The organism is Pseudomonas sp. FW300-N1A1, assembly GCF_058789115.1.
Genome location: NZ_JBYTBK010000004.1, coordinates 145,490 through 166,172 on the forward strand (window position 1 = coordinate 145,490; position 20,683 = coordinate 166,172).

20 protein-coding genes are annotated in these 20,683 nt (G+C 60.9%); 9 read left to right on the forward strand and 11 right to left on the reverse strand.

Going from position 1 to position 20,683, the window contains the following annotated elements:
- Positions 1-11: 11 nt before the first annotated feature.
- Together AC3WQN_RS05380 and AC3WQN_RS05385 are read right to left on the reverse strand one after the other, a co-directional pair.
- A complete protein-coding gene (locus tag AC3WQN_RS05380) occupies positions 12-1,115 on the reverse strand; it encodes an AI-2E family transporter (protein WP_103399005.1) in 1,104 nt (367 codons plus the stop codon).
- 422 nt (positions 1,116-1,537) lie between these two features.
- Positions 1,538-1,876, reverse strand: coding sequence for a hypothetical protein (locus AC3WQN_RS05385; RefSeq protein ID WP_146038359.1), 339 nt, complete (start codon positions 1,874-1,876; stop codon positions 1,538-1,540).
- Here AC3WQN_RS05385 and lpxO point away from each other — a divergent pair.
- From lpxO to AC3WQN_RS05400, 3 genes are all read left to right on the forward strand, one after another.
- Positions 1,866-2,765 carry a lipid A hydroxylase LpxO gene (gene lpxO, locus AC3WQN_RS05390; RefSeq protein ID WP_103399006.1) on the forward strand — a complete coding sequence of 300 codons (900 nt, stop codon included), beginning with the start codon at positions 1,866-1,868 and terminating at the stop codon, positions 2,763-2,765. The two genes, AC3WQN_RS05385 and lpxO, sit on opposite strands and share 11 nt — an antisense overlap.
- A gap of 168 nt (positions 2,766-2,933) precedes the next feature.
- Positions 2,934-3,311 (forward strand): hypothetical protein, encoded by a 378-nt coding sequence (locus AC3WQN_RS05395; RefSeq protein ID WP_103399007.1) that lies wholly within the window; start codon positions 2,934-2,936, stop codon positions 3,309-3,311.
- A 52-nt stretch (positions 3,312-3,363) separates the two neighbouring features.
- The gene (locus tag AC3WQN_RS05400) at positions 3,364-4,509 is read left to right on the forward strand and encodes a PQQ-dependent sugar dehydrogenase (RefSeq protein WP_103399008.1); all 1,146 of its coding nucleotides are present in this window, start codon (positions 3,364-3,366) and stop codon (positions 4,507-4,509) included.
- A gap of 117 nt (positions 4,510-4,626) precedes the next feature.
- On the opposite strand, the gene AC3WQN_RS05405 is transcribed toward AC3WQN_RS05400, so the two are convergent.
- Entirely contained in the window at positions 4,627-4,962 is a 336-nt protein-coding gene (locus AC3WQN_RS05405) for a DUF2834 domain-containing protein (protein WP_103399009.1), read from the reverse strand.
- A gap of 246 nt (positions 4,963-5,208) precedes the next feature.
- Here AC3WQN_RS05405 and ilvA point away from each other — a divergent pair, with 246 nt between their 5' ends.
- Positions 5,209-6,240, forward strand: a complete 1,032-nt coding sequence (gene ilvA, locus AC3WQN_RS05410; RefSeq protein WP_103399010.1) for a threonine ammonia-lyase, biosynthetic — start codon at positions 5,209-5,211, stop codon at positions 6,238-6,240.
- On the opposite strand, the gene eco is transcribed toward ilvA, so the two are convergent.
- From eco to AC3WQN_RS05425, 3 genes are all read right to left on the reverse strand, one after another.
- Complete coding sequence (gene eco / locus AC3WQN_RS05415) at positions 6,231-6,710, reverse strand: serine protease inhibitor ecotin (RefSeq protein ID WP_103399011.1); 480 nt, start codon at positions 6,708-6,710, stop codon at positions 6,231-6,233. The two genes, ilvA and eco, sit on opposite strands and share 10 nt — an antisense overlap.
- 111 nt (positions 6,711-6,821) lie before the next feature.
- A complete protein-coding gene (locus tag AC3WQN_RS05420; RefSeq protein WP_103399067.1) occupies positions 6,822-7,220 on the reverse strand; it encodes a hypothetical protein in 399 nt (132 codons plus the stop codon).
- A gap of 91 nt (positions 7,221-7,311) precedes the next feature.
- Positions 7,312-7,575, reverse strand: coding sequence for a DUF2790 domain-containing protein (locus AC3WQN_RS05425; protein WP_103399012.1), 264 nt, complete (start codon positions 7,573-7,575; stop codon positions 7,312-7,314).
- A 331-nt stretch (positions 7,576-7,906) separates the two neighbouring features.
- On the opposite strand from AC3WQN_RS05425, the gene AC3WQN_RS05430 reads away from it, so the two are divergent.
- On the forward strand, positions 7,907-9,208 hold the full coding sequence (locus AC3WQN_RS05430) for an OprD family porin (RefSeq protein WP_103399013.1): 1,302 nt from the start codon (positions 7,907-7,909) through the stop codon (positions 9,206-9,208).
- 49 nt (positions 9,209-9,257) lie between these two features.
- Here the strand turns inward: AC3WQN_RS05430 and AC3WQN_RS05435 are convergent, their stop codons facing one another.
- Entirely contained in the window at positions 9,258-10,553 is a 1,296-nt protein-coding gene (locus AC3WQN_RS05435) for a glycosyltransferase (protein WP_103399014.1), read from the reverse strand.
- A 337-nt stretch (positions 10,554-10,890) separates the two neighbouring features.
- Here AC3WQN_RS05435 and AC3WQN_RS05440 point away from each other — a divergent pair, with 337 nt between their 5' ends.
- Both AC3WQN_RS05440 and AC3WQN_RS05445 read left to right on the forward strand, forming a co-directional pair.
- Positions 10,891-11,163 carry a CopG family ribbon-helix-helix protein gene (locus AC3WQN_RS05440; protein ID WP_103399068.1) on the forward strand — a complete coding sequence of 91 codons (273 nt, stop codon included), beginning with the start codon at positions 10,891-10,893 and terminating at the stop codon, positions 11,161-11,163.
- Positions 11,163-11,438 (forward strand): type II toxin-antitoxin system RelE/ParE family toxin, encoded by a 276-nt coding sequence (locus AC3WQN_RS05445; RefSeq protein ID WP_103399015.1) that lies wholly within the window; start codon positions 11,163-11,165, stop codon positions 11,436-11,438. The genes AC3WQN_RS05440 and AC3WQN_RS05445 overlap by 1 nt, the downstream gene beginning before the upstream one ends.
- Positions 11,439-11,463: 25 nt before the next feature.
- Here the strand turns inward: AC3WQN_RS05445 and mapR are convergent, their stop codons facing one another.
- The 4 genes from mapR to AC3WQN_RS05465 all read right to left on the reverse strand — a co-directional run bounded on the left by mapR (position 11,464) and on the right by AC3WQN_RS05465 (position 15,129).
- Complete coding sequence (mapR, locus tag AC3WQN_RS05450) at positions 11,464-12,873, reverse strand: GntR family transcriptional regulator MpaR (protein ID WP_095144106.1); 1,410 nt, start codon at positions 12,871-12,873, stop codon at positions 11,464-11,466.
- 101 nt (positions 12,874-12,974) lie between these two features.
- A complete protein-coding gene (gene ccoG / locus AC3WQN_RS05455; RefSeq protein WP_103399016.1) occupies positions 12,975-14,387 on the reverse strand; it encodes a cytochrome c oxidase accessory protein CcoG in 1,413 nt (470 codons plus the stop codon).
- Between the two features lie 222 nt (positions 14,388-14,609).
- The gene (locus AC3WQN_RS05460; protein ID WP_103399017.1) at positions 14,610-14,816 is read right to left on the reverse strand and encodes a DUF3203 family protein; all 207 of its coding nucleotides are present in this window, start codon (positions 14,814-14,816) and stop codon (positions 14,610-14,612) included.
- 151 nt (positions 14,817-14,967) lie between these two features.
- Entirely contained in the window at positions 14,968-15,129 is a 162-nt protein-coding gene (locus AC3WQN_RS05465; RefSeq protein WP_178081880.1) for a hypothetical protein, read from the reverse strand.
- Positions 15,130-15,316: 187 nt separating this feature from the next.
- Between AC3WQN_RS05465 and AC3WQN_RS05470 the strand changes: the two genes are divergently transcribed.
- Both AC3WQN_RS05470 and treS read left to right on the forward strand, forming a co-directional pair.
- The gene (locus AC3WQN_RS05470) at positions 15,317-17,311 is read left to right on the forward strand and encodes an alpha-1,4-glucan--maltose-1-phosphate maltosyltransferase (RefSeq protein WP_103399018.1); all 1,995 of its coding nucleotides are present in this window, start codon (positions 15,317-15,319) and stop codon (positions 17,309-17,311) included.
- A gap of 26 nt (positions 17,312-17,337) precedes the next feature.
- A complete protein-coding gene (treS, locus tag AC3WQN_RS05475) occupies positions 17,338-20,679 on the forward strand; it encodes a maltose alpha-D-glucosyltransferase (protein ID WP_103399019.1) in 3,342 nt (1,113 codons plus the stop codon).
- Positions 20,680-20,683: the final 4 nt, after the last annotated feature.

Here is a 20,683-nt window from a genome sequence, read left to right on the forward strand (position 1 = left end):
GCCATGTCGCGTCAGGCCTTTGTCTGGTCGCTCGACCCCTTCTCCTGGGGTTGGTCACCGACCCATTGCCAGAACAGTTGATAGGCAACCGCCAGCACGACCGGGCCGATAAACAGACCGATGATGCCGCCGGTGACCATGCCGCCCAACGCACCGATCAACACCACCGGCATCGGTACATCGACACCACGCCCCAGCAACAGCGGCTTGAGCACGTTATCGACCAGACCTGCGACGAACACATAGATGGAGAACACGATGGTCGCGGTGGTCGGACCGTCGGTGGCGAAGGCGAAGATGATCACGGGAATGGTAATCAGGGTCGCGGGCAGTTGCATGATGCCCAGCAACAGTACCGCCAGGGCCAGCAGGCCGGCAGCCGGGATGCCCTTGAGCACCAGGCCGGCACCCACCAGCAGCATTTGAATGAAGGCGATACCGATCACACCCAGCGCCACCGCGCGAATGGTGGCGGTGCACAGAACAGTGATGCTCGGGCCCCGGTCCGGTCCGCAAATGCGCGAAACGATGCTCACCGCGCTCCGGCTACCGGCTTGGCCATAGGCCATGAAGATGCCAGCGATGATCAGGGAGAAGATGAAAATCAGGAAGCCCATACTGGCCCCGGCAAGCTTGCCCAGCAGCGCGAGGCTGAAGTCCTTGATTTCGGGGATGTACTTTTGTATCAGCAGGGGCAGGTCATTGGAGGCCTGCATCCACAGGGCATTCAGGGGTTTGCCTACCAACGGCCAGCTGGCAAGGGCCTCGGGTGGTGGTGGAACCTGAACGGTATCGCTCTTGACGACGGCGATGGCACTTTCCACCGAGTCCACCAGGGAAGTACCCAGCAGATAGATCGGCACCATCAGGATGGCAACGGCGATCAATACGAGCAGGGTGGCGGTGTGTCCGTGACTGATACCCAGCCGGTTCTTGAACTTGATATGCAGTGGATAGAGGGTGATTGCCAGGATGATCGACCACAGCATCAAATCCAGGAACGGACTGAAAATGCGGAAGCAGAACATCGCCAGAATGGTGAGCAGTCCTGCTCGAATCAGTACATCAAGCATATTCCGAGACAACGTCTTCTCGGTGATGGGCGAGGGGATCATGGAAGGCCTCCGACGGCGGTCAGCAAAGGTGTGAGGTGGCTAAATGCAGCATAGACGCTCAACGCGTACTGGATAGCAGGCTATGTGCTGGAATCGATATATGTGATCAGGCGCTCAGTCGCGACCCCTTTGTCAGGAGGCGATGATGGGACTGTCAGGAAGGGGGGGGCGTCACAAATCATCAAACACGTCCATGGGCATCGAGACCGACAAAAAAATGCCCCGCGTGTGCTTTCGCTTGCGCAGGGCAAAGAAGTTAAAGAAAAGAAGGAGTGAGGAGGGTCAGCACCCGCCGGTACTCGTAGAGCGATCGGGCGGAACAGCCGTGTCTCTTCCATTGGCTCCCCCGCTGACCTTCCTCGGCGCGCATTAGGGCGAAAATCGTGCTCGATGCCCAATCAATCTTTATCAAAAACAATTATTTACGGGGCGTGCAGCGCACCGCAACGCTGCGTTATCAGGTGCCGGGGCAGTGCACCAAAGACCGGCAGAGTGTCTTCCATGATCAGAGGCAGGCTGCGGGAGCGCGCGATGTCGGTCGCGACGAACAGACGCCCCCGGCGACACAAAAAACCATAAGGTTTTTCACACTTGAGTGTTAACCCTGAGTTACAAAGTATGTCTAAAATACCGGCCAATTGCCTTGAGCTGGCACTTTGCCAAGCCTCCGGCAATTGAATTTCAGACGTTGCGTTCCGATCAGCACCCGCGGTGCGCAGCAGGTATTTCTCTGACGTGTGACGATTTCCCGTGAAGCTCATCCTTGTTTCCCTCTACGTTTTATCCATCGCGTATGTACATCTTCGTGGCCGTGTCCGACACAAGCTGGGTCGCCAGTTAAGTGATCACTCAAGCTTCCTGGCGCCGATCAACTGCTTCCTCTATCTGTTTTCCAGGCTCCCCAACAAGCCGTACCTGGATACCGCTGATTTTCCCGACCTGAGCCCTTTGCAGGCCAACTGGCAGGCAATCCGCGCTGAAGGACAGAACCTGCTGCGGGCCGGGGAGATCAAGCGTTCGGATCAATACGACGACGTGGGCTTCAACTCGTTCTTCAAGTCCGGCTGGAAGCGTTTTTATCTGAAGTGGTATGGCGACAGTCATCCCTCGGCCACCAAGTTGTGCCCCCTTACCACGGAGCTGGTGCAAAGCATCGGTTCGATCAAGGCCGCGATGTTCGCCGAGTTGCCACCAGGCTCCCGGCTGGTTCGCCACCGGGACCCGTATGCCGGCTGCTACCGTTACCACCTGGGCCTGGAAACGCCGAATGATGAAGGGTGCTACATCGACGTCGACGGCGAGCGCTATCACTGGCGCGACGGTGAGGCGGTGATGTTCGACGAGACCTACATCCACTATGCAGAGAACACCACCGGGCAGAACCGCATCATTCTGTTCTGCGACATCGAACGCCCCCTGAAATACCGCTGGGCAGCGGCGTTCAATGGCTGGTTCAGCCGCACCGTGATGTCGGCTGCGGGCGCCCCGAACGATGCGGGCGACAGGACCGGTGGCTTGAATCGGGTTTTCGGCAAGATCTACAAGATACGCCTGCGGGGCAAGGCGTTGAAAAAGAGCAACCGCACGCTCTACTACCTGGAGAAGTGGGCGATTTTCGGTGGGTTGCTGGCCATTATCGTACTGATCTGAGGTGATCCCGCTGCCTGGCGTCGATTCGTTGGTGCCAGGCACGGCGGTTTGCGACGGCAGGGTTCGTTCGTGTTACATCTTCGTTGGGAGTATTTCCTTCACAGCGTCGAACCCTGGGCGTAGCGTGGTATCGAACAACTTGTCTGCATGTATTGGAGGACCTCCACCATGAACAGGTTTGTCTTGGGTATCACCGCGTTGACCTCAGGCCTGATGGGTTCACTGGCGTTGGCGGGCGCAGAGGTCGACACCGGGGCCGAGGTAGCGGGGTACCCCGTAACGCTGGCGCAGAACCTTCCGGGCAGCCCCCAGAACAATCCCTACAACAGTCCGATTCGCCGGGTTAACCCCAACAGCATGCAGGGCACCCAGCCCGCTGCGCCGGCGATTCGCGTGCCCAACACCGTGCCGGTTCTTCGTCCGCCGACCCTGGATAACGGCGGCATTGGCAATGGCTATCCACGGCCCGGAGCCACGCCGCCGACGGTGAAACCCTATGTTTCCCCGGCGCCCCCCCGCAGAGATCCGGACATCAGCAATCGCTGAAAGGGGGGGTGACGCACAACGTGTCGAACAGCCATTTCAAAAGGAACTGAACATGTTGCGTAAAACGCTTCTGGCAACCTTGTGCACCAGCGCGCTGATCACTTCGATGCCACTGCTCGCCGCGCAAACCCAACAGATGCCGAGTGAGCAGGGCACCCTCAAGGTCACGCAAGTCACTCGCGGCTTGGTGCATCCCTGGGCACTGGCGTTCCTGCCCGACCAGCAGGGCATGCTGGTGACCGAGCGCGCCGGTGACCTGCGAGTGGTCAGTGCCGACGGCAAGCGTTCGGCACCGCTCAGTGGCGTGCCCCAGGTGTGGGCCAAAGGCCAGGGTGGATTGCTCGACGTAGTGTTGTCGCCACAGTTCAAGGTCGATCGCATGGTCTATCTGTCCTACGCCGAAGGCGGTGGCGAGGACGGCAAGGCCGGTACGGCGGTGGGGCGTGGCCGGTTATCCGCTGACATGATGGCGCTCAAGGACTTCAGGGTGATTTTCCGCCAGGAGCCCAAGCTGTCCACCAGCAATCATTTCGGTTCACGGCTGGTGTTCGATCGCGACGGCTACCTGTTCATCACCCTGGGCGAGAACAATGTCCGGGAGACCGCCCAGGACCTCGACAAGCTTCAAGGCAAGGTCGTGCGAATCCATCCCGACGGGCAGGTACCGAAGGACAACCCCTTTGTCGGTCAAGCCGGAGTGCGCCCGGAAATCTGGTCATATGGCCAGCGCAATCCGCAAGGGGCGGCGCTGAACCCCTGGAGTGGCGAGCTGTGGGAAAACGAGCACGGCCCCAGGGGCGGCGATGAGATCAACCTCATCGAGCGAGGCGCGAACTACGGCTGGCCCACGGCGACTCACGGTATCGACTACTCGGGATTACCCATCCCCGAAGCCAGGGGCACAACCGCCGAGGGTACCGTGGGGCCTCTGCATGTCTGGGAGCAGTCGCCGGCTATCAGTGGCATGGCGTTCTACGACGCTGACCGCTTCAAGGCCTGGCAGCACAATCTGTTCATTGGCGCCCTGGCGACCCGGGAGTTGATTCGCCTGCAACTGGAGGGCGACAAGGTGGTGCATGAGGAGCGTTTGCTGGGCGAACTCAAGGCAAGGATCCGCGACGTTCGCCAAGGGCCGGATGGGTACCTCTATGTACTCACGGATGAAGACGACGGTGCGTTGTACAAGGTCGGCCTGTAGGTGATCGCACCGGATGCGAGGGACCTTCCCCCGACGGTGAACACCATGAAGGTGCCAACGGGGCGAAGGGCACTGATCTTTTCGGGGGAGAGGCTCCCCCGTCAAGCCGTCGGTCCATCATGCCTGTTGCGTAGCGACCGGGCGGGTCTTGCTGGCGCGAAGGCCGCGCACCACCAGGTACAACAGTGGCCCTGCGGAAACGAACACGGCGGTCAGCAGCAGGTATGGCAATACGGACCACGCTGACTGGCCTCGGTCGCGGGCGTCCTTGTACATCCATATACCCGCCAGCGTGGCCAGCAGATAAAGGTCGATCACCACCTGGGCCGTGTCCGGGCGGGACATCAGGTCGATGCCGAAATCAATCAATGACTGTTCGGCCTGGAGCATCACGGCAAGGGTGTAGCCGGTAAAGGCGAGCAGGGCGATCAACGGCAGTGCGACAGACTTCATGGAGGCCTTCCTTGGGTCAATGAGCGGTTTTTGCAGACTAACCCGCCGTAGGCAAAGTTGGCCATTGACTTGCCATCAACACGCGGCTAATTTCCAGTCATGACTTTCACTGCACTGCGTTGCCAGCCAAGCATTATTACCGCCATTCCTGATTTGGCGGGCTAGCTGACGGCTGCACCGAACCCGCCCTAGAGGCGGGTTTTCATTTTCTGTCTCCGGGGCCTTGAATACCACCAGGAGACGTTGATGGACACCCCGACGGCCGCTCAGGCCTTGCTTGAGTACTACGTGAAAAAAATCCTCGCCGCCCCGGTTTACCAACTGGCGGTGCGCACGCCGTTGCAGTTCGCGCCGGCATTGTCCGAGGCGTTGGGCAACCAGATTCTGCTCAAGCGCGAAGACCTGCAACCGACCTTTTCCTTCAAGATTCGTGGTGCCTGCAACAAGCTGGCTCAACTCAGCGACGGACAAAAGGCCCGTGGCGTGATCACGGCGTCGGCCGGCAATCATGCGCAAGGTGTGGCGCTGGCGGCACGGGAACTGGGGATCGAGGCGACCATCGTCATGCCCACCTCAACCCCTGCGCTCAAGGTCATCGGAGTTCGTAGTCGTGGCGCGGATGCGGTGCTGCATGGCGACAGTTTCCCCTTCGCCCTGGAGTACGCCTTGAACCTGGCCCGGCAAACCGGTCGCACCTTCGTCTCGCCCTTCGACGACCCGGATGTGATCGCCGGCCAGGGTACCGTGGCCATGGAAATCCTGCGCCAACACCAGGGGCCGCTGGATGCGATTTTCGTTCCGGTGGGGGGAGGTGGCCTGATCGCCGGGATCGCGGCGTACGTCAAATACCTGCGGCCGGATATCCGCATCATCGGCGTGGAATCCGAGCATTCCGCATGTTTGCAGGCAGCGTTGCAAGCGGGAGAGCGGGTGGTGCTGCCGAGTGTGGGCACCTTCGCTGACGGTGTCGCGGTTGCGCAGATCGGCGCGCATGGCTTCCAGATCTGTCGCGAGTACGTCGACCAGGTGTTGACCGTCAGCGATGATGAGTTGTGCGCGGCGATCAGGAACATCTATGACGACACCCGCTCGATCACCGAGCCTTCCGGCGCGTTGGCCGTGGCGGGCATCAAGCAGTATGTGGCGCAACAGGGCGTGCGGGGCCAGACGCTGGTGGCGATCGATTCAGGCGCCAATATCAACTTCGACAGCTTGCGTCATGTGGCCGAGCGCGCTGCATTGAGCGGCGCGCGGGGGGAGGATGCGATCTATTCTTGAGTCGCTTTTTCAACCTTGTCGGCGGCCGACCAGATCCGGTAGCGTACTTCGATGTCCTTGGGCACGTAGAGCACGATCGGCAGCTTGCTGTTGTAACGCAGCATGAAGCCATCGCCGACCACTGGTACGAAGGCCTGCGTGCGCTTGCCATCGGGGCAGGCCATCAGGGTGCTCATCGGGCCGATGACTTTCTCCATGCGATAGAAGGAATAGCCCCAGCCCTCGAGGTTTTTCTCTTCGAGGATGCCCCCCAAACGTTGCTGATTGCAGTCCACGGCGAGGGTTTTGCCGGCAAGGATCTCGACCTGGTAATTGTCTTCGCGGGCTTGCGGGGCAAGGTGAATGACCTGGCGGGTGAAGCCGTTTTCAGCCTTGGGGAAGGGCGCAACGTCCTCCAGCTTGGTTGCAACGGCCTGGGTGGACAGGCCGATCAGCAGTACGGCCGTGGCGGTGAGGGTAGATGAGCGCATGACGCCTCCTTGCTTGTGGTTGATTGAAAAAACGCGAGCATTCTTGCCGCGTGGGCCTGCCAATGCAAACCGGGTGTATTGACGGGCTTGAGCATCAGAAGTTCAGGCGGCTCAATCAACGGATTGGGAGAGTTCGACACAGTCGCGCCGAGTCTGGAGAAAGGCTGCGCCTAGCGCGATCTCGACCACCACCGCCAGCAGGATGCCGGGACCGGCGCGACCATTGAGCCATTCGCTAAAGCCCAGTACTGCCAGGCCGAACAGCCCGATGACCACACCACTGCTCATGGCGGTGCGGGCTATGGAAGGCGGTGCATGGCGTGCCAGGAAGAACATCACGCCCAGGGTCACGAACAACATGGCTCCGCGTCTGGCCATCAAGCCTGCGGTGTTGTCGTAGGCAACCCCCCAGATCGACAACATGAACTCGGGGATCAAGCCCCAGATCAGCGCGAGGACAAAACACAGTGCGGTAGTAAGGGTGGCGAGGGTACGAAATGACAACGGCATGGCGAATCCTTGCGGCAGCGGAGGGCAGGCCAAAGCATAACCTTTGGCCCGGCACTCGCCCATCATCAACAGTTGTCGTGACTCGCTTCTCTCAGTTTTGGTAGCTGCAGGCCTCAGAGAGTTTCTGATAACGAATGCTTTCCTGTTTGCCGGCGTTGTCGATGAACGTCATTTCGGCGGTTACCACCTTGCAGTCCGTTGTGGTGGGTTCGGTCATTGAAAGCACTTTGTTCACGTGCAGCGCCATGCCGTAGTGATAGGAAACGGCTTGGGACGGTGCGGTGTCGGCCAGCACCAGCCCGGCGTATCCGGTGCAGGTGAGGGCCGCAATAGCCAGCAGGGTGCGCATGTTCATGACACATCTCCGGAGCAGACCAGGATTGGCACGACATCCGCAGATGCCGGCCCTGCCGCGCAGGGTGTCGGAATGTCTGGCACGAACGCGGTTCAGCCACTGTTGGGTAGCAGGGTTAAGCATAGATGACGGGCGCGCGTGATGAGGCTGCCCGGATCGGTGGCGATGGTTTCAGACTAAAGTCGCCTGTAGCGATATGGGGCCATATGCCACCATTGGCGATCACCTTGTAACTTTTCATTTCATTCCGGCAGGCGGTGGTTTGCTGGATGAACGCTATTTGTGTTGGCTGATTGTCCCGTCGCAAAGATGCACTGCTGGAGCTTTTGTCATGCGTCCCCCGTTTCCCCTCATCACGTCGTGCCCGGTTCTGGGCGTCGGCGCCGCCTTGTTGTGCGCCGTTTTTTCCACTCAGAGCCAGGCCAGTGGTTTCATTGATGACAGCAGCGCCACCGTCGAGGCGCGCACGGTGTATTTCAATCGCGACTTTCGTGATGGCCACACCTCCAATCCGCAGGGCGCGTCGAAGCGTGAAGAGTCGGCCCAGGGTTTCATTCTCAATCTGCAGTCGGGGTACACCGAAGGCACCGTAGGGTTTGGTGTCGATGCGCTGGGGATGCTGGGTTTCAAGCTCGACTCCAGTGCCGACAGCAGCAACAGTGGCCTGTTGCCGTCGTCCGGCAATGACCCGCGCGGTTCCGAAGGCCAATACGCCAAGCTGGGCCTGACCGCCAAAGTCCGGGCGTCCCACAGCGTACTGAAATACGGCGCACTGCTGCCGGACCTGCCACTGATCAAGTACAACGATGGCCGCTTGTTGCCGACGATGTTCAACGGTGCGCTGCTCACCTCCAGGGAGCTGAACAACCTGACCTTTACCGGCGCCCGCCTTAACCGGTACACCGCGCGGGATTCAACGGACGCCCAGGACATCCGCCTGCACTGCAAGAACAAGCGCTACGCCTGCAACGTGACGGCCGATCACTTCGATCTCTACGGTGTGGAGTACAAGCTCAATGACCGCGTGAGCGCTCAGTACCAGTATGCCGAGCTGGAAGACATCTATCGCCAGCACTACCTGGGTGTAGTGGCTAGTCAACCCTTGGCGGCGGGCTCGTTGAAGGCCGATCTGCGGGTGCTCAGCAGTGCCGACAGCGGTGCCGCCCGTGCCGGCTCCATCGACAACCGTGCCCTGAGCGGCCTGTTGGGTTATGCCGTCAGCGGCCACACCTTCAGTGCTGGCTGGCAGCGCATGATCGGCGATAACTCGATGCCGTACCTGGATGGCAGCAACCCCTATCTGGTCAACTACGTGCAGGTCAATGACTTCGCGGCGGCCCAGGAACGCTCCTGGCAGCTGCGTTACGACTACGACTTCAAGGCCATCGGTATCAATGGCTTGAGCTTCCTGACCCGTTACGTGAACGGCGATCACATCAAGGTCGTCGGCAGCGAGCAGGAAGGCAAGGAATGGGAGCGCGACAGCGAACTCAAGTACGTGGTGCAAAGCGGGACGTTCAAGGGTGTAAGCCTGCGCCTGCGCAGTGCGACCTACCGCACCAACTACGAACAGTTCGCCCGGGATGTGGATGAGACCCGGTTGATCGTCAGCTACAACTTTTCGCTGCTGTGAGTCTTGGGCTGGCAGTGTGAGCGCGATCGCTGGCCGACCTTGATGGGCGTCACCGGGTGTTGCGGTTTTTCTCTTCGATCCACTGCGACATGTATTGCGTGCTCTTGTGTTGATGATGACGCAACATGCCACCGATAAAGTTCTCCCGACGCAGCGCCAGCAGGTTATCGCGGCAGTGCTGCAGCCGGTCGATCAGCGCCGGGCCATGGACGCTCTGCCGGTAACGGGCGCTGAGCAGCTGTACGCCGGCATCCTGGGCCCGGGTCCACAGTGCCTTGTCCTGGTACAGGCGCACCGCCGCCTGGGCGATGGCCTCGGCACTTTCGGCAATCTCACCGGCCCACGGCATGTCCCCGGACATGCCTTCAGCGCCGGTCGGAGTGGTGATGTTCGGTGTACCGCAGAGCATCGCATCGAAGATCTTGCCCTTGATTCCTGCACCAAAGCGCAGGGGCGCGAGGCAGATGCGTGCGGCCGACATGACCTGCAGGGCGTCCTCGGCCCAGTTCATGACATGAAAGCCCTGTGCCGGGTTGTGCAAGGCCGTGGCCTTGGGCGGTGTATAGGCGCCGTAGATGTGCAGTTGCGCACCGGGCAGCTGTTGACGGATCAGTGGCCAGATGGCGGTTTTCATCCAGAGCACGGCGTCCCAGTTCGGTGCGTGGCGGAAGTTGCCGATGCTGAGGAAGTGCGCACGGTCTTCAAATGGCACGAAGGCTTGCGTCGGCGGGTCGAGCATCAATGGACACCAATGCACACTGCTGCGTGGCACCGAGAAATGCTCCACCAGCAACTGGATTTCCACTTCCGAGATCATCAGGTTGAGGTCGCAGCGCAACAGCGCGGCAATCTCCCGCTTGGCCAGTTCGGTGTCGGCCATCAGGGCAAACTCCTGCGCCAGCGCAGGGGCAAACAGCGAGGCGAAATCATTGTGATCGTCGCTGGCCTTCAGGCGGTCTTTCAAGCGCTGGTGGCGAGCGTGACGCAGGCTTTGCAAGTCCGAGGTTTCCAGGACCCGCAGCGCATCAGGGCAGTGTTTTTCAACGCGCCAGCCGAACTGTTCCTCCATCATGAACTGGTCGAACAGCACGATATCCGGTGCCAATTGACTGACGAAGGCATCAAAGCTGCTGTTGTTGAGCTCGATGGGCTGTTCCTTGATACCCATCGACAGCAGGTCGGCCTTGTGCTCGCCGACGCCTGCGGGGCTGCTGAAGGTAATGTCCCAACCCTGCTGGAGAAAGGTCTCGAGGATCTGCATGACGTGACCGCTGGCGGCGGATGAGCGCGGTTCGGGCCAGACGTAACCAATGACCAGGACCTTGGTTGCGCGAGACGGACTCATGAGCGGTATTTCCTTGAAACGGCAGGTGGGCAGGGATGTGCGGGGGCGCCATTAAACCACAGCCCAGGTCTTCGCAGGCTGGTTGGCGATAGTGCGCTGAGGGACGAGTGTCCTGAAGATTTGCGTTACCCGTTCAGGCCTCATCGCGAGTAGGCTTGCTCCCACCGTTGGGATTCGCTCCCCTGTGTGGGGAGCCTGCAGCTTCGCCACAGAGCAGCCCGGCATCAGGGTAGGGTCTAGCTCAGACTGATATCACGGCTTGACGATTCGAAGTTATTAACTATGATTGGACTTTAATCATAGTGATGCGTTATTGCGCGGCATTGGAGTAATGATCATGGCCACTACCGCCAAAACCCGATCCGTGACAGCTCATGTCCCTGTCGATCTCGCCGAAAGGGTTGACGAAATCGCTGAGCGCCTGGAGCGCTCAAAGAACTGGATAGTCAAGCAGGCTCTGTCCGCCTGGATAGACCAGGAAGAAGAACGCAGTCGCCTGACCCGTGAGGCTTTGGCTGATGTGGATGCTGGCCGCGTGATTGATCACCAGGCTGTTCAGGCCTGGGCCGATAGCCTCAGTACCGACTCCCCGCTGCCAGTGCCGCTCTGATGGAGTTGAAGTGGACAAGCAAGGCGCTTTCCGACATTGCCCGGCTGTACGAGTTTCTGGCCGCCGTGAACCAACCTGCCGCCGCGCATACGGTTCAACAGCTCACGGCTGCCCCGACCACGTTGCTGGCTAATCCACGCATTGGCGAACGGCTTGAAGAGTTTGAGCCGCGGGATGTGCGCAAAATTATCATCGGCCACTACGAGATGCGTTACGAGATACAGGGCTCCACCCTCTATTTGCTGCGCCTGTGGCATACACGCGAGGATCGATAGCGATAGCCTGGACAACATCGAACCCTCAGAACGACCGTACGATCCGTCCCAGTGTCTCCATCGCCTTCTCAGAATCTTCAGTCCATGGGCTGCCGTAATTCAACCGGATGCAATTCCTGAAGCGCCGGGTCGGTGAAAAGATCGGCCCCGGTGCGATGCTGATGCCCTGTGCCAACGCCATCTGGAACAACTTCAACGAATCCATCTGTGCCGGCAGTTCCAGCCACAGGAAGTAGCCACCGGCCGGTTGGCTGACGCGGGTCTGCGCCGGGAAGTAGCGGGCAATGGCGGCGAGCATGGCGCTTTGCTGCTCTTCGAGGGCATAGCGCAGTTTGCGCAGGTGGCGGTCGTAGCCGCCGTGTTGCAGGTAGTCGGCAATCGCCGCCTGGGCCGGCATCGAGGCGCACAGCGAGGTCATCAATTTCAGCCGTTCGATTTTCTGCGCGTAACGTCCGGCGGCGACCCAGCCGATGCGGTAGCCGGGGGCCAGGCTTTTGGCGAACGAGCCGCAATGCATCACCAGTCCCTCGGTGTCGAACGCCTTGGCCGGCTTGGGGGCTTGTTGGCCGTAGTACAGCTCGGCGTACACATCATCTTCAATCAGCGGCACTTGATGGCGGCGCAGCAGCTCCACCAGCTCCTGCTTCTTGGCCTCGGGCATGGTCGCGCCCATGGGGTTCTGGAAACTGGTCATGCACCAGCAGGCCTTGATCGGATGGCGCTCCAGGGTTTGCGCCAGTACGCCCAGGTCGATGCCGTCACGGGGGTGCACGGGGATTTCCACCGCCTTGAGCTTCAGGCGTTCGAGCACTTGCAGACTGGCGTAGAACGCCGGGGCCTCGATGGCCACCAGGTCGCCGGGCTCGGTCACCGCCTGCAGGCACAGGTTCAGGGCTTCCAGGGCGCCGTTGGTAATCAGCAGTTCTTCCATGGGCAGCATCAAGCCGCCGACCATGTAGCGCAGGGCGATCTGCCGACGCAGTTGCGGGTTGCCCGGCGACATGTCGGTGACCACCATGCGCGGGTCCATCTCGCGACTGGCGCTGGCCAGGGAGCGCGATAGTCGTTGCAAGGGAAACAGGGTCGGGCTGGGGAAGGCCGAGCCAAAGGGCACGGTGTTCGGGTCCTTGATCGAATCGAGTACCGAGAACACCAGTTCGCTGACGTCGACTTCGGTGGATTCGTTGACCTGGCTGCTGATCACTGGCTCCGAAAACGGGCTCGGCGCGTGAGTATTGACGAAGTAACCGGAACGCGGCCGGGCGCGAATCAGCCCGCGACGCTCCAGCAGGTAATAGGCCTGGAACACCGTGGAGGGGCTGACCCCGTAGGTCTGGCTCGCGTAGCGCACCGACGGCACGCGCTGGCCGGGGCCGAGCACCCCGGAGCGGATCAGTTCGGCAATGTCGTCGGCGAATTTTTCGTAGCGTTTCATCGAAAGCCCGATAGATGTCATTCAGAAAAAACGAGGTGTCTTCTTCGCGGGCCGGGCGGTGTTCCGCTTGCCCGCGAATGGCAGCACCGCAGTGTAAGGGATCAACGATTCATCGGCGCAACAAACCGGCTGTTCGCTTCGCTGTAGATCTGTGGCTCGTCACTGTCGGTGATCTTGAAGGTGATCTTCTGTGAACTGCTCTGCGCCTGGTCGGTGGTCATGGCCACCGACACCGGCACGTCGAGAATCTCACCCGGTGCCAGGCTCAGTTCGGTCCGCCCCTGCAACTGGAAGCCTTCACCCTCCACCAACGACAGGTGATAGTCCTGGCGCTGCTGGGTCTTGTTGATGACCTTGAGGCTGTAGATGTTCTCGATCTGCCCCTGGCTGTTCTCCCGGAACAGGCCCCGGTCCTTGCTCACGTCCAGCGACACCATGGGCCGCTCCATCAACGCCAGCACCAGCGCACCGATCATCACCAGCAGTACGGCGGTGTAGCCGATCAAGCGCGGCCGCAGCAGGTGGGTCTTGCCCCCTTGCAGTTCGTGCTCGGAGGTATAGCTGATCAGGCCACGGGCGTAGCCCATTTTGTCCATGATCGAATCGCAGGCGTCGATACAGGCCGCACAACCGATGCACTCCATCTGCAAGCCGTCGCGGATGTCGATGCCGGTCGGGCAGACCTGCACGCACAGCTGGCAGTCGATGCAATCGCCCAGGCCGGCTTCGGCCGGTTTCACGTCACGTTTGCGCGGGCCGCGGTTTTCGCCACGGGCCGCATCGTAGGAAATAGTCAGGGTGTCCTTGTCGAACATCACGCTCTGGAACCGCGCATACGGGCACATGTGCATGCACACCGCTTCACGTAGCCAGCCGGCGTTGATGTAGGTGGCGCCGGTGAAGAACAACACCCAGAACAGGCTCACGCCGCCCATTTGCAAGGTCAGCAGTTCAGTGGCCAGCGGGCGGATGGGGGTGAAGTAACCGACAAAGGTCAGGCCGGTGAGGATGCTGATGGCCAGCCACATCGTGTGTTTGGCCGAGCGGCGCAGCAGCTTGTTCAGGCTCCAGGGCGCGGCCTGCAGCTTGATCCTCTGGTTACGTTCGCCCTCGGTGACCTTTTCGCACCACATGAACAGCCAGGTGAACGAACTTTGCGGGCAGGTGTAGCCGCACCACACGCGTCCGGCGAACACGGTGATCGCGAACAGGCCAAAGGCGCAGATGATCAACAGCGCCGAGAGCAGGATGAAATCCTGTGGCCAGAAGGTCGCGCCAAAGATGTGGAACTTGCTTTGCGAAAGGTCCCAGAGCACGGCTTGTCGCCCGCCCCAGTTCAGCCACACGGTGCCAAAAAACGCCAGGAACAGAAAACCCGCACCACCAAGGCGCAAGTTTCGGAACAAACCGGTGAAGCTTCGGGTGTGAATCTGGTTGTCGCTGGATTTGGCCTTCATCTTTGGACGCGAAGGCTCGAATGTTTCTACTAATCGGACGGGGATTTTATCGCTCATGGTCTTTCGCTCATCAGCCTCCATCAGGCCAGTGAACTATGAGCGCCGAACTGTTTGCATAACAGACTCAGGTATTGGATTAAAAAGCGGATCAGATGGGCTTGCGAGTGCCCCCTGCGACAACTTGATGCACCCCGCCAGGCGCGGTAGCCGCGCCTATATCAAGGCGCTGCCGGTGTCCGTGATCTGCGTCAGGTAAATCACCGAATCACCGTCGCCGGGCTACAGGCGTCTGCGCTCGTCGACGGCGCCTGCTACGGTCAATGCGTCGGCTTCTGCTTCGGTGATGTAGAACCGCAGGCCATCGAGGTCGACCGCCGGCATCAATGTCTGATCGTCGGTGATGAGGGTCACGTCGGGTGCCAGGCGAATTTCTTCACCGTTTTCGGTGATGAAAAAGCAGGTCTGATGGTCGATGCGCACTGTCATGGAATTCTCCGTTTCTAAGCGGATCTTATCCCTTGGGACGCACATCTGGCACCGTGGTTCGGTGCAGCCGATCAGTGGCCAGTGCCTCTTTCCGACGGCCGGCGCGCCGACATCGGATCGTCACCAGCGGTGCGGATAATCGGCCAGGCTTTTATGCCCTGGCGCGCGGCTCTTCACTCGGCGGGTCTCCGGCTGGCAGTTGCGGGCCGGGTGGTAGCGGATCCTGCTCGGGCTCGGGCGTTGGCTCGTCTGGCGGCAAGACGGGTTGGTCAATGTTCGGATCAGGCGTTTCAGGCGGGATCGGAATACTCATCGGTGTGGCCTCTTTTGTGCTTGGCTTATTCGATGGACCACCGCGCCTGCGCATTGATTCCATCGGCCCGGGTGCGGATCCGACTGAACTTTGCCCGACCTCCGGCGCTCGGAACCTTAAGCAGGGTCCGCAAGGCAGGACACGATTGGCCACTAGCGCGTCCACGGGGCGTAGGGGGGGATGCTCGATGACGACCGGAAAACCGACGGAACTGAACTACAACCCGCAACTGCCGCTGTCACAGGCGCTGTTGCTGCCACGCATTGCGATCGAGGACACCACGCCCGTGATCGATGGCGGCCAGTTTGCGGTCAAGGCCATCGAAGGGCAGGTGGTGACCGTGACGAGCAAGGTGTTTGCCGACGGTCATGACCGGCTCGCGGTGCGCGTGCGCTGGCGTAATGACGCCGATGAGTGCTGGCAAAGCGAAGTGATGAGCAACCTGGGTAACAACAGCTGGCAAGGCCAGTTCAAGGTCGCGGCGCCCGGGTACTACTGGTTTTGTATCGAGGCCTGGCTCGACCCGTTCGCCACTTTCTGTCATGAGCTGGAAAAGAAGCACTTGGGCGCAGTGTCGATCAGCCTGGAGTTGCAGGAAGGCCGCAACCTGGTGCTGCACGCCTCGCAGCGCAGTGAAGGGGCTGTGAGTGAAGCACTTGTCGCCCTGCACCACGAACTGTCGGGCTTGCTGGAAGCCGAGCAGGTGGCGCTGTTTGTGCATCCGCGCAGCGCCGAACTGATGGCGGCGGCCGATCAGCGCCCCTACATCAGTCTCAGCCCCGAGTATCCGCTGGACGTGGAGCGCACCCGTGCGCAGTTTGCCAGCTGGTACGAGCTGTTTCCCCGCTCGATCACCGACGATCCCACCGGGCATGGCACTTTCGACGATGTGCACTCGCGCCTGCCGATGATCCAGGACATGGGCTTCGACGTGCTGTATTTCCCGCCGATCCACCCCATCGGGCGCAGCTTTCGCAAAGGCCCCAACAACGCTCTGGTGGCCGGTCCCGATGACCCGGGCAGTCCCTATGCCATCGGCAGCGATGAGGGCGGGCACGAGGCCATTCATTCGCAACTGGGCAGCCGCGAGGACTTCCGTCGCCTGGTGGCCGCGGCCGCCGACCATGGGCTGGAGATTGCCCTGGACTTCGCCATTCAGTGCTCCCAGGATCATCCCTGGCTCAAGCAGCATCCGGGCTGGTTCAACTGGCGCCCGGATGGCACGATCAAATACGCCGAGAACCCGCCGAAGAAGTACCAGGACATCGTCAACGTCGACTTCTATACCCACGATGCAATCCCCGGTCTGTGGCTGGAGTTGCGCGACATTGTGGTGGGCTGGGTGAAGGAGGGGGTGAAGCTGTTCCGGGTCGACAACCCGCACACCAAGCCCTTGCCGTTCTGGCAGTGGCTGATTGGCGATGTACGGGCGCTGTACCCCGAGGTGATCTTCCTCGCCGAGGCGTTCACCACGCCGGCGATGATGGCGCGCCTGGGCAAGGTCGGTTACTCCCAGAGCTACACCTATTTCACCTGGCGCAACACCAAGCACGAACTGGCGACCTATTTCACCGAACTGAACCAGTCACCGTGGCGCGAGTGCTACCGGCCGAATTTTTTCGTCAATACTCCGGACATCAACCCGCAGTTCCTGCACGCCTCGGGCCGTGCCGGATTTCTGATCCGCGCCGTCCTGGCGACCATGGGCTCGGGCCTGTGGGGCATGTATTCGGGCTTTGAACTGTGCGAATCGGCGCCGGTGCCGGGCAAGGAGGAGTACCTGGACTCGGAGAAGTACCAGATCCGCGTCCGCGACTTCACGGCGCCAGGCAACATCATCGCCGAGATCGCCCAGCTCAACCGCATTCGCCGGCAGAACCCGGCGCTGCATACGCATCTGGGCCTGAAGATCTACAACGCGTGGAACGACAATATTTTGTATTTCGGCAAGCGCAGCGCGGACGGTAGCAATTTCATTCTGGTGGCGGTCAGCCTGGATCCGCATAACGCCCAGGAGGCGAATTTCGAGCTGCCGTTGTGGGAGATGGGCTTGCCGGATGACGCGACTACCCACGGCGAGGACTTGATGACCGGCCATCGCTGGGACTGGCACGGCAAATATCAGTTCATGCGCATCGAGCCCTGGCATCAGCCGTTCGGGATCTGGCGCATATCGGTTTGATCATCACTCATCGATGGGAGTTGCCCATGGCGAAGAAAACGAGGTCAGCCACCTTCAGCAATGACCCGCTCTGGTACAAGGACGCGGTGATCTATCAGTTGCACGTGAAATCCTATTTCGATGCCAACAATGATGGGATCGGTGACTTTCCCGGCTTGATCGCCAAGCTCGACTACATCGCCGACCTGGGCGTCAACACCCTCTGGCTGTTGCCGTTCTACCCCTCGCCACGGCGCGATGACGGCTACGACATCGCCGAATACCGGGGCGTGCACAGCGACTACGGGACCTTGGCCGACGTCAGGCGTTTCATTGCCCAGGCCCATAAACGCGGGCTGCGGGTGATCACCGAACTGGTCATCAATCATACGTCCGACCAACACCCCTGGTTCCAGCGGGCGCGCAAGGCCAAGCCCGGTTCGGCGGCACGGGACTTTTATGTCTGGTCCGATGACGATCAAAAATACGACGGTACCCGGATCATCTTCCTCGACACCGAAAAGTCCAACTGGACCTGGGACCCGGTGGCTGGCCAGTACTTCTGGCACCGCTTCTATTCGCACCAGCCGGACCTTAACTTCGATAACCCGAAGGTCATGAAAGCGCTGCTGTCGGTGATGCACTACTGGCTGGACATGGGCATCGACGGCCTACGCCTGGACGCCATTCCCTACCTGATCGAGCGGGACGGCACCCACAACGAGAACCTGCCCGAGACCCACGCGGTGCTCAAGCAGATCCGCGCCGAGATCGACGCCCATTACCCTGACCGCATGCTGTTGGCCGAAGCCAACCAGTGGCCCGAGGACACCCAGTTGTATTTCGGCGACACCCACGGCGATCACGGCGACGAATGCCACATGGCGTTCCACTTCCCGCTGATGCCGCGCATGTACATGGCGCTGGCCCAGGAAGACCGCTTTCCGATCACCGATATCTTGCGCCAGACCCCGGAAATCCCGGCCCACTGCCAATGGGCGATTTTCCTGCGCAACCACGATGAGCTGACCCTGGAGATGGTCACCGACAAAGAGCGCGACTACCTGTGGAACTACTACGCGGCCGACCGACGCGCGCGGATCAACCTGGGCATTCGCCGGCGCCTGGCCCCTTTGATGGAGCGCGATCGACGACGCATTGAGCTGTTGAACAGCCTGCTGTTGTCGATGCCGGGCACGCCGACCCTGTACTACGGCGACGAAATCGGCATGGGCGACAACATCTACCTGGGGGACCGTGACGGGGTGCGCACCCCCATGCAATGGTCGATTGATCGCAACGGCGGTTTCTCCCGGGCCGACCCGGCCAGCCTGGTACTGCCGCCGATCATGGACCCGCTGTACGGCTACCCGTCGGTCAATGTCGAAACCCAGGCCGGGGACCCCCATTCGCTGTTGAACTGGACCCGGCGCATGCTGACCATTCGTAAACATTCCAAGGCGTTCGGTCGTGGCACCCTGAAGATGCTGTCACCGAGCAATCGACGGATTCTGGCCTATACACGCGAATACACCGGTGAGGACGGCAAGCCGGAAATCATTCTGTGCGTGGCCAACGTTTCGCGCAGTGCCCAGGCGGCGGAGCTGGACCTGTCGGCGTTTGCCGGCATGGTCCCGGTGGAGATGCTCGGCGGCAATGCGTTCCCGCCCATCGGCCAACTGAACTTTCTCCTGACCCTGGCACCCTATGGTTTCCACTGGTTCGTGCTGGCCAGCGAGAACCAGATGCCCAGCTGGCATGTGGAGCCGGCGCAAAGCCTGCCGGATTTCACCACCCTTGTGCTGAAACAGCGCATGGAGGAGTTGCTCGAGGCCCCTTCGCGCACTCTTCTGGAGCAGGAGGTGCTGCCGAACTGGTTGCCCAATCGACGCTGGTTTGCCGGCAAGGGCGGCTGTATCGACAGTGTGCACATTGCCTATGGTGTGCGCTTTGGCGATCCGCAGCATCCGGTGCTGCTCAGCGAAATCGAGGTCACCGGTAACGGTGTGAGCAGTCGCTATCAATTGCCTTTCGGCTTCCTGGCCGAGGATCAGGTGACGGCCGCCTTGCCGCAACAGTTGGCCCTGTCCCGTGTCCGCCGAGGGCCGCAGGTGGGGTTGATGACCGACGCGTTCAGCCTCGACAGTTTTGTCCATGCCGTGTTGCAGGCGATGCAGACGCAGACCGTGCTGGCCTTGGACGACGGTGAGATACGCTTCGAACCCACCCCGGAGCTGGCGAAGCTGGGGCTGAACGCCGAATCGCCGGTGCGTTACTTGACGGCCGAACAGTCCAACAGCTCGGTGGTGATCGGCGCCAGCCTGGTCCTCAAGCTGATTCGCCAGGTTGCCGCCGGCGTGCATCCGGAGCGGGAGATGGGGGGGTACCTGACGGCGGCCGGATTCCGCCATATCTCGCCATTGCTGGGTTCGGTGGTTCGTCGCGACGGGCAAGGTCAAGACACGCTGTTGATGATCGCCCAAGGCTATCTGAGTAATCAGGGCGATGCCTGGGAGTGGACCCAGAGCAACCTGGAGCGGGCGATCCGCGATGAACTGGCCGATGCCGTGTCCGAGCAGGAGCGGCACTACAACGCGCTCGGCGAACTGAAAGAATTCGCCGCTATGCTGGGGCGGCGCCTGGGGGAAATGCACCAGGTGCTGGCAGCGCCCAGTGACGACCCGGCCTTCGGTTCGCAGGTCAGCACGCACAAGGACCAACAGGTGCAGGCCAAGGCGATTGCGCGACAACTGGAAAGTGCCTTGCAACAGCTGGCGCAGCACCAGGCCGCGCTGAACCCGATGGATCGGGTGCTGGCGGGGCGTTTGCTGGGGCAGAAAAAGGCGATCCTCAAGCACATTCAGGCACTGGCACAAAAAACCGTGGGTGGATTGCGCATGCGGGTCCACGGTGACCTGCACCTGGGACAGGTGCTGGTGATCAAGGGTGATGCCTACCTGATCGACTTCGAGGGCGAGCCGGCGCGCCCCTTGCATGAGCGCAGGGGCAAGCACAGTCCCTACAAGGATGTCAGTGGCGTGCTGCGTTCGTTTGATTACGCGGCCGCGATGGCGCGCGGCGGGCAGGGCGTCGACGGCAGTGCGCAGGTCGAAGGCGCACGCCAGCGCGTGACGCAACGTTATGTGCGTGAATCCCGCGAGGCATTTGTCCGGGCGTACCGGCGCGCGACAGCTAGTCTTGAGCATGCCTGGCAGGATCCCGAGGCTGAAGACGCCGCGCTGGCGCTGTTCAGTCTGGAGAAGGCGGCCTATGAAGTGGTGTATGAAGCTAAAAATCGTCCCGGTTGGTTGGCCGTGCCGTTGCACGGCCTGTATGGGTTATTGAGTGGCCTGGAACCCTTTTCTGAAGACGGTGCAGAGCTGTCATGAAGGA